The 16,260-nt window shown below is 59.5% G+C and carries 13 protein-coding genes; 7 read left to right on the forward strand and 6 right to left on the reverse strand.

Features of this window, described 5'->3' with window-relative positions:
- Positions 1-123: 123 nt before the first annotated feature.
- The 3 genes from AC0V6M_RS04045 to AC0V6M_RS04055 are packed head-to-tail and all read left to right on the forward strand — an operon-like array spanning position 124 to position 4,555.
- Positions 124-2,499, forward strand: coding sequence for an FtsK/SpoIIIE family DNA translocase (locus AC0V6M_RS04045; protein ID WP_486137579.1), 2,376 nt, complete (start codon positions 124-126; stop codon positions 2,497-2,499).
- A gap of 11 nt (positions 2,500-2,510) precedes the next feature.
- Entirely contained in the window at positions 2,511-2,936 is a 426-nt protein-coding gene (locus AC0V6M_RS04050) for a thiol-disulfide oxidoreductase DCC family protein (protein WP_486137580.1), read from the forward strand.
- Positions 2,933-4,555, forward strand: coding sequence for a saccharopine dehydrogenase family protein (locus AC0V6M_RS04055; protein WP_486137581.1), 1,623 nt, complete (start codon positions 2,933-2,935; stop codon positions 4,553-4,555). The genes AC0V6M_RS04050 and AC0V6M_RS04055 overlap by 4 nt, the downstream gene beginning before the upstream one ends.
- Before the next feature lie 81 nt (positions 4,556-4,636).
- Here AC0V6M_RS04055 and AC0V6M_RS04060 read toward each other — a convergent pair whose 3' ends face one another.
- Both AC0V6M_RS04060 and AC0V6M_RS04065 read right to left on the reverse strand, forming a co-directional pair.
- On the reverse strand, positions 4,637-5,701 hold the full coding sequence (locus AC0V6M_RS04060) for a substrate-binding domain-containing protein (protein WP_486137582.1): 1,065 nt from the start codon (positions 5,699-5,701) through the stop codon (positions 4,637-4,639).
- A gap of 114 nt (positions 5,702-5,815) precedes the next feature.
- Positions 5,816-7,189, reverse strand: coding sequence for an OprO/OprP family phosphate-selective porin (locus tag AC0V6M_RS04065; RefSeq protein WP_486137583.1), 1,374 nt, complete (start codon positions 7,187-7,189; stop codon positions 5,816-5,818).
- A 290-nt stretch (positions 7,190-7,479) separates the two neighbouring features.
- Here AC0V6M_RS04065 and AC0V6M_RS04070 point away from each other — a divergent pair, with 290 nt between their 5' ends.
- Positions 7,480-9,192, forward strand: a complete 1,713-nt coding sequence (locus AC0V6M_RS04070) for a GGDEF domain-containing protein (protein ID WP_486137584.1) — start codon at positions 7,480-7,482, stop codon at positions 9,190-9,192.
- On the opposite strand, the gene AC0V6M_RS04075 is transcribed toward AC0V6M_RS04070, so the two are convergent.
- From AC0V6M_RS04075 to AC0V6M_RS04090, 4 genes are read right to left on the reverse strand one after another with little or no spacing between them, the layout of a single operon-like run.
- A complete protein-coding gene (locus tag AC0V6M_RS04075) occupies positions 9,189-10,457 on the reverse strand; it encodes an NADH:flavin oxidoreductase/NADH oxidase family protein (RefSeq protein ID WP_486137585.1) in 1,269 nt (422 codons plus the stop codon). The genes AC0V6M_RS04070 and AC0V6M_RS04075 overlap by 4 nt on opposite strands.
- Positions 10,457-10,861 (reverse strand): acyl-CoA thioesterase, encoded by a 405-nt coding sequence (locus AC0V6M_RS04080; protein ID WP_486137586.1) that lies wholly within the window; start codon positions 10,859-10,861, stop codon positions 10,457-10,459. Before AC0V6M_RS04080 ends, AC0V6M_RS04075 begins: the two co-directional genes overlap by 1 nt.
- Complete coding sequence (locus tag AC0V6M_RS04085) at positions 10,858-11,130, reverse strand: hypothetical protein (protein WP_486137587.1); 273 nt, start codon at positions 11,128-11,130, stop codon at positions 10,858-10,860. Before AC0V6M_RS04085 ends, AC0V6M_RS04080 begins: the two co-directional genes overlap by 4 nt.
- Before the next feature lie 6 nt (positions 11,131-11,136).
- Positions 11,137-13,380 carry a S9 family peptidase gene (locus AC0V6M_RS04090; protein ID WP_486139561.1) on the reverse strand — a complete coding sequence of 748 codons (2,244 nt, stop codon included), beginning with the start codon at positions 13,378-13,380 and terminating at the stop codon, positions 11,137-11,139.
- Positions 13,381-13,512: 132 nt separating this feature from the next.
- On the opposite strand from AC0V6M_RS04090, the gene AC0V6M_RS04095 reads away from it, so the two are divergent.
- The 3 genes from AC0V6M_RS04095 to AC0V6M_RS04105 all read left to right on the forward strand — a co-directional run bounded on the left by AC0V6M_RS04095 (position 13,513) and on the right by AC0V6M_RS04105 (position 16,248).
- Complete coding sequence (locus AC0V6M_RS04095; protein WP_486137588.1) at positions 13,513-15,330, forward strand: aminopeptidase P family protein; 1,818 nt, start codon at positions 13,513-13,515, stop codon at positions 15,328-15,330.
- Between the two features lie 120 nt (positions 15,331-15,450).
- Positions 15,451-15,831 (forward strand): VOC family protein, encoded by a 381-nt coding sequence (locus tag AC0V6M_RS04100; RefSeq protein WP_486137589.1) that lies wholly within the window; start codon positions 15,451-15,453, stop codon positions 15,829-15,831.
- Between the two features lie 21 nt (positions 15,832-15,852).
- Complete coding sequence (locus tag AC0V6M_RS04105; protein WP_486137590.1) at positions 15,853-16,248, forward strand: cupin domain-containing protein; 396 nt, start codon at positions 15,853-15,855, stop codon at positions 16,246-16,248.
- Positions 16,249-16,260: the final 12 nt, after the last annotated feature.

Below are 16,260 nucleotides of genomic sequence, written 5' to 3' on the forward strand. Positions count from 1 at the left end.
CGCGTTAGCCGCTGGCCTCCGACGCCCGCGCGCTCCAGCAGTTTCACCGCACTATCGCTCTTGGCTTGACCCCGAGTCCCCGCTCTGCGATTCTTAGGGCACCAATTCAAAGGACGCGAGAATATGGCGACACGGGCCATCAATACCAGAAAAGCCAATCCAGACTGGCGAGCCGCTTTCCGCCGGTCGATGCGCCGCTTTGCGCAGATGACAGGCGCCGCCGCGCTAATCGGGACGCTCGGCTTTCTCTCGCTCTCGCTCGCCAGCTACACGCAAACCGACCCCAGCCCCTCCACCGCCGCCGCTGCCAATGAAGTCAGCAATTGGATGGGCGTGTGGGGCGCATGGGCGGCCGACCGGGTGCTGTTCGCATTCGGCCTCACCGCAATCCTGCTATTGCCACTGCTCTATATCTCGGCGCGCAAATTGTGGCTCGATGTTGAAAATGGCGATGAAGAAGAGACCACGCGCTGGTGGCTGCCAACCGGCCTCCTGCTGATCGCAATGGTCCTGCTCTCGACCGTGCTCTCGCTCGCCTTTGATGGCACGGGCGGCACTTTTCCCGCGCAATTGGGCGGTGTTTCCGGCTTGCTCGGAGCCTCCGCAATCGAGGCCGTCGCGGCAAGATTTGGCGAAGGCGCAGAAGGCTGGGTTATCCTCGGCCTCGCGCTCGCCTCGCTCGCCGCCGGTGTTGCGCTGCTCACCCGTATTTTCGCGATTGATTGGCGGGCGCTCTTGACCCTGCCAGACTTTGTGCGCGGCAAATTGCTGGCGCGCGTGCCCGGCTTTGGAGCTCTGCCCGATGGGTCGGATCTGTCGCTGCCAAAGCTTTCTGGAGAGCCGAAAAAGGCCAAAGCCAAGGGTAAAGACAAAGCCGAGCCGGTCATTGAGCCGTCCCCGCGCCGCGCACCAGAGATCACCGATCCCTCCGCCCCGCCAAAGCGCGCGGCCATGGCCAAGACAAAGCAGCGCGACATGTTCGCGACTTACGACCTGCCAAGTCTCGATCTGCTTACCCCGCCGCCAGAGGATTTCGCGCCGAAGCTCGACAAGCTGGCGCTGGAGCGCAATGCGCGCCTACTCGAAAACGTGCTCGACGATTTCAATGTGAAGGGCGAGATCACCGCCGTTCGCACAGGGCCCGTCGTCACCATGTACGAGCTGGAACCTGCCCCAGGCATCAAGGCCAGCCGCGTGGTTGGCCTTGCCGAAGATATCGCGCGCAACATGTCAGCCATTTCAGCCCGCGTTTCGCCGATCCCAGGCAAGACCGTGATGGGCATCGAGCTGCCGAATGCAGACCGCCAGATGGTGATGCTGAAAGAGCTCGCCGCCTGCGCCGACTTTGCCGAAAGCAAGGGCGCTTTGCCGATGATCTTGGGCAAGGATATCGCTGGTGAGCCGATCATCGCCGACCTTGCCGCCATGCCCCACTTGCTGGTCGCAGGCACCACCGGCTCGGGTAAATCGGTTGGCCTCAACTGTATCCTGCTCTCGCTGCTCTACCGCTTCACCCCAGCGGAATGCCGCATGATCCTGATCGATCCAAAGGTGCTGGAGCTGGCGAGCTACGACGACATCCCGCACTTGCTATCCCCCGTGGTGACAGAGCCGCATAAGAGCGTGCGCGCGCTCAAATGGGCGGTTGAGGAGATGGAGCGCCGGTACCGCATGATGTCCTCTGTCAACTCCCGCAATATCGGCAGTTTCAACGAGAAGGTCAGCGCGGCTGCCGCCAAAGGCACGCCGCTGGGCCGCCGCGTGCAAACCGGGTTTGATCCAGAAACCGGCGAAGAGCTGTATGAAGAAGAACAGCTCGATTACGAACCATTGCCGCTGATCGTACTGATCGTCGACGAGCTGGCTGACTTGATGGTCACCGTGGGCAAAGAGATCGAAGTTCTGATCCAGCGCCTCAGCCAGAAATCGCGCGCCGCCGGTATCCACCTGATCATGGCAACGCAGCGTCCATCGGTCGATGTTATCACCGGCGTGATCAAAGCCAACTTGCCAACCCGCATCAGCTTCAAGGTCACCAGCCGGATCGACAGCCGCACCATTCTGGGCGAACAAGGTGCGGAGCAGCTGCTGGGCAAAGGCGACATGCTTTACAAGCCGAACACCGGTGCGATGATCCGGGTCCATGGTCCGTTTGTGTCGGACGAAGAGGTTGAAGCGGTGGCTGACTTCTGGCGCGCTCAGGGCAAGCCGGACTACGTCGACGCCGTCACCGAAGAGCCGGAAGACGGCGGCGGATTTGCCTTTGAAGACGAGATGACCGCCAGCGACGATCCAGCCGAGCGCAAATATCGCCAGGCCTGCCAAGCGGTGTTTGAAGCGCAAAAGGCGAGCGGTTCGTGGCTGCAACGGCAAATGGGCGTCGGCTACAACACGGCGGCGAAATGGATCGAGCGGATGGAGAGCGAAGGCCTGGTCGGCCCGGCAAACCATGTCGGCCGGCGTGAGATTTACCGCGATCAGGACGGCAACCCGCTCTAGGACGGCTGGCCATGCCCGATGAGACCATGCAGCCGGGCGAGCGCGACCATGCGATCATCCTGTTTGATGCTGAATGCGTGCTGTGTTCGGCCAATGCGCGTTTCGTCCTGAAGTTCGATCACGCGGCTCACTTCCGCCTCGCCTCCATGCAAAGCGATGTTGGCGCTGATCTGTTTCGGCGCTTCGGCATTGACCCCGCCGATCCCGACACAATCATCGTGGTCGAAGGGGACACAGCCCGGCGCGACAGCGATGCGGTAATCGCCATTTACGAAGGGCTGGGATGGCCCTGGAAGGCCGCAACAGTGCTGCGTATTTTCCCGCGCGCGCTGCGTGATCCGGTCTACCGCCTGATCGCGCGCAATCGCTATAAGATTTTCGGGAAGCGCGAGACCTGCTGGCTGCCGCCAGAGCATTTGCGGGACCGCATGCTGTGAAGAGCGCGCTGATAATCGGCGGCTATGGCGGGTTTGGAGCGCGACTCGCGCGCCGATTGGACGCAGATGGTTGGCACCTCATCATTGCGGGTAGGAGCGCCGAGAAAGCCGATGCGATGGCAAGCACTTTACGGTCTGCCAATGGAGTTCAGCTTGATCGCAATGGCGACGTTGCCCCAAGCCTTAAAGCGCACAGCCCCTTTCTGCTCATAGACGCAGCCGGGCCCTTTCAAGACAGTGACAACCGGGTGCCCGAGGCCTGCTGCGCTCTCGGCGTGCACTATCTCGACCTTGCCGATGCCCGCGCATTTGTGACCAGCATCAGTTCGATGGACGCGCGAGCGCGGGATGCGGGCGTCGCCGTGATTTCAGGGGCCTCCAGCGTTCCCGCGCTGTCTGGCGCGGTGCTGCGCGATCTCACCCAAGACTGCGATGCGGTGATGCGGGTCGACATGGCGATTTGCGCTTCTGACAAGGCTAGCGCAGGCACTTCGGTCGCTTCCGCAATCCTGTCTTACGTGGGTCAGAGGTTGTGCCTCTGGCAGGGCCAGCGGTGGGGCACCTCACATGGCTGGCAGCAGGTGGAGAGGATAAGACTTAAGGGGAAGGACGGCTCAACCATTTCGCGGCTGGTGGCTTTGGCCGATGTGCCCGATCTTGACCTCGTCCCCTCTTCTCTGCCCCGAAAGCCCGCGACGCGGTTCAGCGCCGGGCCGGAGTTCAGCTTTCAGGTGATTGCCATGTGGCTGCTCGGCTGGACGGTGCGCTGGGGCTGGCTGCGTTCTTTGGTCGGACTGCGCGGGCTGTTGCTGCCGCTGCAAAAGCTCACCCAGCCGTTTTCTGACGGCAACAGCTTTATGACAGTGCGCGCGTGCGTCAAAAGCTCCGATGGCTTTGAGAAACGCGCTTGGCATTTGATTGCACGGGACGGAAACGGGCCGGAAATCCCGGTGTTCGCTACGCAATTGCTGGCCAATGCAATGGCAGATGGAGAAGTTCCCGCTGGCGCAAGAGCGGCCAACGAAGAGCTAAGCCTAGCGCAATTTGAGCCGCTGTTTAGCGAGCTTGATCTGGAGACGGACACCAGCGCAGAGCGCTACATTCCGCTCTACAAACGAGTGCTGGGCGATAGCTTCGAGCATCTGCCCAAGGCCGTGCGAGACCTGCATATGGTTTGCGGAGATGCTGGCGCGCAGGGCAGCGCCACGGTCACCCGCGGTACAAACATTTTCGCCCGGATGATTGCAGCAATCATCCGCTTTCCAGCGGCCGGAGAACACCAGCCGCACCTTGAATTTCGCGAGGATCATGGCCGCGAAAAATGGATCCGCGATTTCAGTGGACGCCGCTTTCACAGCGTTCTGGCCGAGGTGGACGACCATTTAACCGAGCGCTTTGGCCCTATGCGGTTCACCTTCGACCTACCGGTCAGCGACCAAGGGCTGGAGATGCAGATCATCCGCTGGACCGCCTTTGGCATTCCCATGCCAATGATGCTTGCGCCGCGCGTAAAGGCCAGCGAGACCCAAGATGGCGAAGACTTCATTTTCGATGTGGCAATGGCCCTGCCGCTGATCGGTAATCTCGTGCATTACAAAGGGCGGCTGCGGCCGATCTAAGAGGCGCTCCACCCCCAAAAGCAAAGGGCGCGGCCCGGCGTCCTGCCAGACCGCGCCCCCAAGCGCATATTGTGTCGATGATTACTCGCCTGCTGGCGCTTCCAGCTCAGCCTTGGTCAGTGTCAGAAGGTCGGTCACCCGCGCTTCGTTTGCTGCCATCGTGTCGGCTGGCGATGCGACCAGGCCGATCTTGGCAAGCGGGCCGTCAGCCTTCCAGTTCTTGACCCATTCAGCGAGGTACAGGTCGAGGCCTGGGATCGCGTTCATGTGGTTTTTCTTCACGTAAACATAGAGCGGACGCGCACCGGGATAAGCGAAGCTCGCGATGTTGTCATAGGTTGGATCAACATTGTTCATCGGCAGGCCTTTGACCTTGTCGGCGTTCTCTTCGAGGTAAGAGAAGCCAAACACGCCAACCGCGCCGGGATCATTTTCGATCTTTTGAACGATCAGATTGTCCTGCTCGCTCTGGTCAACATAGGCGCCGTCGCTGCGCACTTCGGTGCACACTTGCTGATGCTTGTCTTCGTCTTCTGCCTTCAGCGCGTCCATTTCTGGATTGCTGTCACAGCCAGCCTCAAGCACCAATTCCTTCAACGCGTCGCGCGTGCCAGAGGTTGATGGCGGGCCGTAAACGAGGATAGGTTCCGCAGGCAGCGATGGATCAACATCGGCCCAGGTTTTGGCGGTTTGCTCGCCGCCATATGGGTTTTTCGCCAGCGCTTCGTACACAATCTTTGGCGTGAGGTTCAGCGAGATACCGTCTTGCGCAGCGGCAAAAGCAATCCCGTCGAGGCCAACTTGCAGTTCGATGATGTCATTGACGCCGTTCGATGCGCAGGTTTCAAACTCGCTGACCTTCATGCGGCGCGATGCGTTGACCATGTCCGGTGTGTCGGCGCCTTCGCCGGTGCAGAACAGCTTGATGCCGCCGCCAGAACCGGTGGATTCGATCAGTGGTGATTTGTAATCAGGGTTCGAGCGAGCGAAGCTTTCAGCCACTTGCTTAGCGAACGGATAAACCGTCGAAGAGCCAACCGCGCGGATTGAATCGCGCGAGCCGCCAGCGCCGCCGCCGCTTTCGCTGCAACCAGCGACTGCGACCGAAGCCATAAGAGAGAATGCAATTGTTTTAGTGAGTTTCATCAGGATAGTCCTTGATAGAAGAATTCAAAGGCGCGCTATGCTGCCTGTGTGACATGCTTATGACAACGGCAGGCGAAGCGCAGATGCGCGCCGCGCCATGCCGCCGCCGCGAAATTAAAAGTCGATCTGAGCGCGAACGCCGAAGGAATCGACCCCGTAAGACGTATCGCCCGTTGCCGTTGGCAGAACGGCATCATTGTACTGCAGGCGGCCATAATTGGCGAGCAGCATGGTGTAATCGGTTGGCTTCCACACCAGCGACAGGAAGTACCCGTCCTGCGTACCGCCAAAGATCCCACTGTTGTTGAGATCAAGCCGGTCATAGCGGGCGTTAATCTGGAGCGAGCCCATGCCGCCTTCGCCAACCGGATTGACGGGCTTGGTGCGGTCAAACTTGCCGCCCTTATATCCACGCGTGTCGCCGGAGGTCAGGAAATAGCCAACCTCAGCATAGCCGCCGAAGAAGCTTGGGTCATCCATGCCCGTTGGCATTTCAAGGTTCTGCCAATAGCCCTCTGCGACCGCGTGGAAACGGCCAGAGATGATTGCGCTTTCTAGGCCAAAGCCAGTCTCGCTCTCTGCGTCCAGATTGCCGGTGTTGATGAAGCGTTCGCTGGTGAAGCCAACAAGCGGACGCTGCCGGTAGCGAACCGTGCTGTCATCTTCATAAGAGCGATAATGCAGCGATCCGCCAAGGTGCGGCTGAGCATCGCCGAGCTTTGGCATATACACCACGCGGCCATCGGCGCTCCAATTTTGGGTGGAGAGGCGGTCCATATTGTCGGTGAACACACCGCCTTGAACCAAAACATCGCCAGCACCATAAGTGACGCCAACGCCGACCCGGCGGATGAAGTTGAACGCATCGGTATAGGCCGCACGCTCAATAAATGAGGTGTGCAGGCTGCTGGTCAGTTCTTCCAGACCTTGGAAATTGTTGAACTGGCCGACCTGAATATCAACGTCGCCAGCTTCGTATGAGATGATCGCATCGGTGACGGTGAGGTCGCTGTTGGCGACATCGACTTCGAACTTATAGCCAAACCCGCCCGGCATATCGCCAGAAATGCCGAGACGCGCGCGGCGCACATCATTGCCAAAGCCTTCTTCGGCTCCGGTTGAATTCGGTGCGTTAATGAACCCGGCATCATATTGCAGGCGCCCACGCGGCTTAAAACTCCAGCCGCCATCGGCCTGAATCTGAGGTGTGCCTTTAAATTCGATGCTGGCTGCGTCTTGCTCTTTCTGGGTTTCTTGAACCGCAGCGATCGCTGTTCCGGCAGATTGCGCCTCAGCCTTTGCCGCAACAGCCTCTGCCTCGACATCTTCCAGCTCGCCTTCGAGCTGATCAATGCGAGCGGCCATTGCCGCCATTTGCGCACGCATTTGCGCCATTTCTTCGCGCAAATCACCGCTGTCTTGAGCGCTGGCAGGGACGGAGGCCACCATGGCGCCAGCGAGTGCAATAAGTGAAACGTTACGTATCATCGGGTTCCCTAACCTTTACAGATTCGAGACGCCTCTATGACTATTATGCGACGGATTAGTGACAAACGGCGTCGTAACTTTTCAACAGGGCGAATGATGCGGTGGTGCGGTGTAGGTGACTGTAGCAAGCGCCCCACGTCACCTCGGTCACAAAGCTACCGAACCAACACTCGCGAGTATTTCTGGGCGCTCAAACAAACGTCGGATTTTCTTACAAGATTTTAACCTGCTCTAAGGGGTTTTACCGTAGTTAACGTGGCATAATGCGGGTGGGTGTTAATCATTTTCTGTTGGCGCTGATTTTTGCGCTGGTCGCTACGCTGGGCATATCCCCTGCCGTAGCGGCGGAAACGCGTGCGCCCTGCATTGTTTCAGGTGTGTTGGTTGACGCGTCTGGCGACGCTCCAAAGGTTAACGCCGCTGCGCACAACAAGCAGAACTGGAATTGCAAACCCTTAACCAATGAGCCCGCTGGCGGCGATTGGACATTGCGGTTCGATATCGCTGATGGCGAACAGGCTCCGCGAGTGCTTTACACCCGGCTCGGCCATTTTGATCAGCTCGATCTGGCAGTGCAAGATGCCTGCGGTCAGTGGACATATGAGACGAAAACACTCGCTGATATGCACAGCGCGATTGGCTCTCCATATATCTACACCGACCTCCCAAGCAGCGCCGCGCCGCCGCGCCAAGTGTTGGCCGCCTTTACTGGCAATGGTCATGGGCCAACGCTGACCCGGGCGAAGCTGATTGATGAAGCGCCGGGCCTAAGCGAGAGCGATATCGCAGTCTTGCTGGCGTTGGCCGCCTTGATCGGCGTGCTGCTGATCCCAATCGCGCTCGACGGTGCGTTTTTGCTGGTTCTGCGCCAATCCTTCCTCGCCTGGCACATTGCCCTTTCGGTCGTGTTCGCTGTGATGATCGCGACGCGGGCCAATCTGTTTGGCCTGCTGATGCCGATGAGCGCGGAGTTTCTGCGCGTCAGCCTGATTATGAGCATGGGTCTGGGAGTGGCGGTGGCGCTGATGTTCACCCGCAGCTTTATCGAGCCGGGCAAAATCTCGGCCAAGCTCCATCGCATCATTCCCTATGCAGCAGTTTGGACGGTTGCGGTCAGCATCATCCACGCCGCATCTTTCGACGTGCTTCGGCCACTTGGCGGGAACTTCCATTCCTTCAGCATGGCCATACCGATCATCGTTCTGGTCATGACCTTGATCGATGCGTGGCGCCGCGGCAGCCGCTCGGTAAAGTTCCAATTGCTGGGTTGGGCGCCGATGTTCTTGGCCACCTTCATCCAGATCGTGACCCACGTCTTCCCGCTCGGCGTGCAGCAAGACGCGCTGCCGATTTTCTACATTGGCATCCTGTCAGAGGGCATCGGCACGGCGCTGGGTGTAGCCGACCGCTTCCTGCAAATCCGCCGCGAACGCGACCGCGCGCTGCGTGATGCGCGCGAGCTCACCCACCTGTCAGAGCATGACCCGCTGACCGGTCTGCTCAACCGCCGAGCGGTGGAAACGCGCTTTGACGACCTGCGCGAGCAGGGTTTTGACACCTTCGCCTTGCTTGATCTCGATCGCTTCAAACTGGTCAATGACAAGTTTGGTCACCAGATCGGCGACGCCGCTCTAATCGCCTGCGCGGAGGCCATTCGCGGCGGAGAAAACCGCGATTCCATCGCGGTGCGACTGGGCGGCGAGGAATTTGTGATCCTGCTGCGCGGCAAGAACACGCGCCAACGTGCCGAGGCATTCCGCGAGGCCATTCCAGTGCGCATCATGCATGAGGTTCAGGGGCTGGATATGCCGGTCACCGCCAGCATGGGCCTGATCGAATTGCCGCGCCATGACACGACCATGATGACCTTCCACGACATGTACGCCCGCGCGGACATATTGCTGTATGAAGCGAAGGCTGCGGGCCGAAACCGCATGAGTTATGAGCGGCTGACCCTGTTTGCTGGCTCGCCAAAACGACGCACCCGACAGAGCGCGGCTTAAGTGGCGCTCGATGCTCGCCAAGCGCGGTAGCGTTTGGCCCGCTGCGCCGCACGCCATTGATCGGCCAGCAATGCCTTCACCGGCCAACCGCCATCGCCCGGCGGCGTACCCTTGGCCATGTTTTCCAATTGCGCCTTGGTCAGCGCCATTGTCGCCAGCGCTTTCAGCGTATCGTTCGACCAATTGGCCTCTGGCAAAGTCACATCAAAGTTCTGTTCCGCCTTCCAGTGATTGGGCAAAGCCGGATCAGCAGCCATCGCCCGCGCAATGCCGAGCAGCTCCACCCCAAAACCATTATCGTCCAGCGCCAGCGCCGCCTCTGCCACGTCCAGCTTTGTGATCCCGCCCGTCACCATGATCGGCATGTCAGCGACCTTCGCAATATCGCGGGCGAAGTCGACGAAATAGGCCTCTCGCTTTTCGGTCGAGCTGCTGGGCGCTTCTTCCTGCGGATTACCCTGCATCGCCGGGCTTTCATAAGAGCCGCCGGACAGCTCTACAAAGTCGATGCCGCGCCCTTTCAGCCATTGGACAACCTGCCGCGCATCTTCGAATTCAAACCCGCCACGCTGAAAATCTGCTGAATTCAGCTTGATCCCGACGCCAAAGCCTTTGCTCACCCGCGCGCGGACTGCATCGACGATTGCGAGTAGAAAACGCGCGCGGTTCTCCAAACTGCCGCCCCATTCATCGCTGCGCTGATTGGTCAGCGGTGAGAGAAACTGGCTGACCAAATAGCCATGCGCGCCGTGGATCTGAACGCCGTCGATGCCCGCCGCCTCGGCCAGTTCTGCGGTGTCGGCAAAGCGAGTGATGATCGCCGTTATCTCATCCGCCTCGAGCGCGCGAACTGGCGCAAACAATGAGGAAAACTTGCCTAGATTAAGCTCCACGCCTGACGGCGAGACGGCGGTTTCGCCAAGGCTTTTGTACAGCTGGCGGCCCGGATGGCTGATCTGAAGCCAGAATTGACCGCCGCCTGATTTCGCCAGCTTTGCCCAATGCTTAAACGGGGCAAGATCGGTCCCTTTTTGCAGGACAACGCCGCCTGGTCCGGTGAGCGCCGATGGGTCAACCATGACATTGCCCGATAGGATCAGGCCCGAGCCGCCATCGGCCCATTGCTGATACAAACTAAACAGCTTCTCACCCGGCGATTGGCAGGGTTGGACCGCCAGGTTCTCCTCCATCGCTGCCTTGCAAATGCGATTGGGCAGGACTGTGCCATTCGGCAGCGTCAAAGGTTCAAAAAGTGCAGATGTCATTAGATATTTTCCGGTTGAAATGGCGCCATAATTTCTGGGCGGACCCGCGCAAGTCGCTGGCTTTCGCGGTCGAGCATGGCCCATGTGGTGCGAGCCGCAACTAACAGCTTGCCCTCGCTATCACAAAATTCGACCAGGCGGTCCGACTTCGCCCCTTTGGCTCCATCGGGAATCCAAGTGGTGCCTTCGCAGCTTTCGCCCTCGGCAATGTTGCCGCGATAATCAATCTCGTGCCGGATCACGACCCAAAAGAACGCCTCGACATGCGCAGGGTCAGCCGCCGCCTCCCAATGCGTGGTTGCAAGGTCTTGGATCCATTGGACCCAGATCGAATTGTTCACATGACCAAGCTCGTCAATGTGCTCCGGGTTGGCGGTGAAGAGTTTGTTGAAGCGATTGGTCACAGGCAGTCGCCTTGGCTACAAGCATAAATGATCATCGCGCCAATACCCGCTGGAACGAGAAAAAACGGCAAGGTCAGAAGCAGCAGCTTCGATGCGCCTTTTGCAAGCGCGATAGCCGCAGCAATCAGACCGAAAAGACAGAGTTGCCAGAGAGCGAATGTCATCATCCAGCCCTCGCCGCAAAGTTCCATGAATACGCCGATTGCAATCAATAATCCCGCAGCCATAACCGCAAGGATAGTCGAAATACTGCGGACGGTGATACCCAAACAGCCCTACTCCTCAGCCATATCCATCTGCCACAGGATAAAGGCAAACTCCTCCGCCGTTTCGCGCAGGGAATTCCACCGGCCCGATTGGCCGCCGTGGCCTGCACCCATATTGGTCTTCATCAGCAGCACATTGTCGTCGGTCTTCACGTCGCGCAGCTTGGCGACCCATTTGGCTGGCTCCCAATAGGTGACGCGCGGATCGTTGAGGCCGGCGGTCACCAGCATGGGAGGGTAATCCTGAGCCGTCACCTGATCATAGGGTGAGTAGCTGAGGATATAGGCAAAGGCCTGCTTGCTCTCGATTGGGTTGCCCCATTCCTGCCATTCGCCAGGCGTCAGAGGCAGGCTCTCATCCAGCATGGTGTTCAGCACATCGACGAACGGCACATGGCTGACGATGGCGCCATATTGGGCCGGGTCCTGATTGATGATCGCGCCCATCAATTCGCCGCCTGCGGAACCACCGCTGGCGGTGACTTTGCCCTCTGCGGTGTAGCCCTGAGCAATCAGCCCGCGGCCGACGTCGACGAAGTCGTTGAAGGTGTTGGTGCGCTCATTGAGTTTGCCCTGAAGATACCAGCGCCGCCCGAGGTCATCACCGCCTCTGATATGGGCGATGGCATAGGCAAAACCGCGATCAACCAGACTGAGGCGCGTGGTTGAGAAGCCCGGCGGCACGGCATAGCCATAGGCGCCGTAGGCATAGAGGTGGAGCGGGCCGGGGCCTTCCATTCCTTGCGCGGCGAGCAGATCCTTGCGGTCTTTCCGGTAGACGATGCTGACCGGCACCATCGTGCCATCGCGGGCCTCAACTTCCAGCCGCTCTGTTGCGTAGAGACTAGCGTCATAACCGCTTGGGATTTCCTGCTGCTTCAGCAGAGTTAGCCCAGCGCTCGCCACATCGTAATCATAGACCGAATCCGGCGTGATCATGCTCTCATATGACAGGCGCAGTTTCGACACATCATACTCAGGATTGTTGGACAGCCCCGCGTTATAGCTCGCTTCGGGAAAGGCGATTGGTTTGACCACCGTCGGCGCATCATATTGCCGCAACTGAATCTGATCGAGGCCGTTTAAACGCCCCTCGGTCACGAAGAAGTCCTTAAACAGCTCAAAATCAGTGAGGTAAAACTCGTTGGAGCCCGCGATCACTGTTTCCCAATTGCCCGGCGCATCAATGCTCGCCTTAGCCAAGCGGAAATTAATGTGCTCATCATTGGTCCAGATGAACAGCTCGCCATCGCGAACATCGACAGAATATTCGACGCCCTTTTGCCGCGCCTTTACGAGGATCTGCTCGCCAGTCGGATTGTCTGCGCGTACCAGCCGCACTTCGCTGGTCTCATTATCGCCGCTGGCAATCACCAGCCAGTCTTCCTGCGCGGTTAAGCCTGTGCCGACAGAGAAGCTCTCATCGGCTTCCTTGTAGAGCACAACGTCATCATCCGATGGCGTGCCGATGACGTGCAATTTCGCCTCAAGCGTGCGCCATTCCTCGCTCGAAGGGCCGTAGACCAGCGCCGTGTCATTCGCGACCCAAGTCAGGCCGCTGCGCAGGTTCGGGATTTCATCGGAGAGCAGTTCGCCGGTCTGCAAATCCTTGATCCGCCCGGTGTAGCGTTCTGCCCCGCTGGTGTCAGTGGAATAGGCGAGGTATCGGCCATTCTGACTGATCGAGGCCGCGCCAAGGCGGAAATATTCCAGCCCGTCGGCCAGCACGTTTTCGTCGAGAATGAGCTGCGCCTCTGCCGAGTCCCCATCAGCCACCGCTTTGCGGTAATGCTTGCGGTATTGCGCGCCCTCTTCAAACTCTGACCAATAGAGATAGTCGCCATCCTTTTGCGGAACCGTGCTGTCGTCTTCCTTGATGCGCGCGCGCATTTCGGTGAACAGCGCCTCAGTCAGGCCCGCTTGCGAGCCCATATTTGCCTCGAACCAGGCGTTTTCCGCCTTCACATAATCCAGCACGTCCTCATCATCGATCACCGGATAGGATTGGTCTTTGAGCCAGTGATAGGGATCAGAAACGGTGATCCCGTGATGGGTGAATGTGTGTTCGCGCTTTTCCGCTATCGGCGGAGAGGTAGGGGCCGCCTTGCCCGTTTCACTGGTCACGTTGGATTGGTCCTCTTGGGTAATTGCCTGAGTAGGTTGGGCCTGGGCGGCTTGGATCGGCACGGCGGCCAGTGCGATTGCCAGCGTAAGCCCGCAGGCTGACACGCTCGAAAGCGAGGGCACACGCATGCTTGCCATGGGTTGAGCCGATCCTTTGCCAAATTATCGCAGCGCTTTAAACACCGCGCGCTGCACACTATGCTATTGTCATAGCCGAACGATTGCGCGTCGCAAGCGCATGGCCTGTTAGGAAACGACCAAATGCTGATGCAAACCCACGAAGCCCGCCTGTCTGCCCTGCGCGAGGAATTGAAGCGCCACGATCTCGCTGGCTTCGTCGTGCCCATTTCCGATGAGCATATGAGCGAATATGTCGGCGATTATGCTCAGCGGCTAGCCTGGCTCACCGGGTTTGGCGGATCGGCCGGGTTTGCGGTGGTCACTTTGGATCATGCCGCAATGTTCGTGGATGGCCGATATACGGTGCAGGTCCGCGACCAGGTCGACGGCGCGCTGTATGAATATTGCAGCATTCCGGGCGACAGCTTCACCGCATGGCTGGCCAAACACGCCGAGCAAGGCGCGAAAATCGGTTATGACGCGTGGCTGCATACGGCAGGCTGGGCGAAGCAGACCGGCGCGCAGCTAAAAGACAGCGGACTGGAACTCGTCGCCACCAACGGCAATCCGATTGATACCGTGTGGCAGGATCAGCCAGAGCCCTCGCTCGCCCCCGCGCTGGTGCACAAGGATGCCCATGCGGGCGCAAACTCAGCGGAAAAGCGCGCGCAAATCGCCGATTGGCTGAAAGAGAACGGTCATGATGTGCTGGTCGTCTCCGCGCTCGATTCGATTGCCTGGCTGCTCAATATTCGCGGCCAAGATGTGACCCATACGCCGGTCACATTGTCCTATCTGGTCGCCCATGCGGATGGCCACGCAGAGCTGTTTATTGCGCCTGAAAAGGTCACCCCGGAGCTGACACAGCACCTAGGCAATGCGGTGACGATCCGCGCGCGCGATGAGTTTAGCGCGGCGCTCAGCGAAATGGGCGGCAAAAGCGTGAGCGTGGACCCCAATTTCGGGGTGGCGGCCATTGCCCAGACCCTAAGCAAGGCGGGCGCGAAAGTGGCGCTGAAAGCCGACCCGACAATCCTCGCCAAAGCGATCAAGAACCCGGTCGAGCAGCAGGGGCACCGCGATGCTCAGGCCCGCGACGGGGCGGCGGTTGCCCGCTTCCTGCGCTGGCTGGAGGTGACAGCGCCTAGCGGCGAGGTGGATGAGCTCAGCGCAGCAGCAAAGCTGGAAGAGTTTCGCCGCCAGCACGGCGATCTGCGCGACCTATCATTCAACACCATCTCAGCCGCCGCCGGACATGCCGCTCTGCCGCATTATAAGGTCGATGAGGACAGCAATATCACCATCCCGCCGGGCAGCATTTATCTGGTCGATTCCGGCGGGCAATATTCCGACGGCACCACCGATATTACCCGCACGGTGTGGATCGGCACCGCCGATGGCAATGCTCAGCCGAGCGAGGAAATGCGCGACCGCAACACGCGCGTTTTGAAAGGGCATATCCAGATTGCGCAGGCGGTATTCCCGCAGGGCACCAGCGGCGGACAATTGGACGTGCTCGCGCGGCAATATCTGTGGGAGGCCGGGGTCGATTATGCCCACGGCACTGGCCACGGCGTCGGCAGCTTCCTCGCCGTGCACGAGGGGCCTCAGCGCATTGCCAAGCCATTGGGCGGGCAAGCAGGCACCAATCACGAGCTGCACGCCGGCATGTTCCTCTCCAACGAGCCGGGCTATTACAAGCCCGATGCCTTTGGCATTCGGATCGAGAATCTGGTGCTGGTCGAGGAACGTGCAATTGAGCGCGCAGAGGGCACCTATCTCGGCTTTGAAACGCTCACTTTCGTCCCGCTCGATCGCAAGCTGATCGACAAGGCGCTGCTGACACAAAGCGAGATCGAATGGGTCGACAGCTATCACGAGCAAGTGCGCGCCTTGCTAGCGCCGCAGCCGGATGGTGAAGACCTTGCATGGCTGAAACGGGAATGCGCGCCGCTCTAACTGGCGGTATGCAAAGGCGAATTTAGCGCGCTTGCGAGCGACACTATGTTCCTATAATGTTCCGCCCATCGAGTCGCACTGGCACAGAGCCGATGCGCGCGCTTTTGAGGAGGAACAATTATGATCGGCTATGTAACCCTGGGAACCAATGATCTGCCGCGCGCGGCGGAGTTTTATGACGCCATTGCAGAGCAGTTTGGCGTTGGCCGGATGATGGAATTTGAGACATTCATCGCCTGGGGCGCGATGGGCGGCGCGCCGGGCGTGGCCGCGACCAAGCCATTTGACGAGCAAGAAGCCACCCCTGGCAATGGCACTATGGTGGCATTGCAAGTTGAGACGCCGGAGAAGGTCCAGGCCGTTTATGACGTGGCGATGGCGAAAGGCGGCAGCGACGAAGGCGCGCCTGGGCCGCGCGGCGATGATGGCTTTTATGCGGGCTATTTCCGCGATCCTGACGGCAATAAGCTCAACGTCTTTTGCATGACCCAAGGCGGCTAAATTCGGCCGGAGGAGCACATCATGACCGCGCGCAAATTGAGCGATAGCTTTATCCATCTGGGACTGCGCGCAAGCGCGCATCCCCAGCCACCCTTTACTGGAATGGAATGGTATGCCGATTACGGCGCGCGGCATGGCGAGGACGGGCCGGAGGGGCGGCTCGTCTCGCAGTACAGCTTTGCTGAAAGCTGGGACGTGTGGGAGATGCATCCCAAGGGCAGCGAAGTGGTGATCTGCACCGCTGGTGAAATGGTGCTGACCCAGGAGTTTCCAGATGGGAAGGTGGCAAAAGTGCCGCTTGGTGCGGGCGATTATGCGATCAATCCGCCGGGTGTCTGGCACACCGCAGACGTGACAAGCGAAGCCACCGCGATCTTCATCACCGCTGGAGAGGGCACTGAGCACCGCCCTCGCTAAGCCAGCGGTTTG

The organism is Erythrobacter sp. JB3-1 (genome assembly GCF_057364995.1).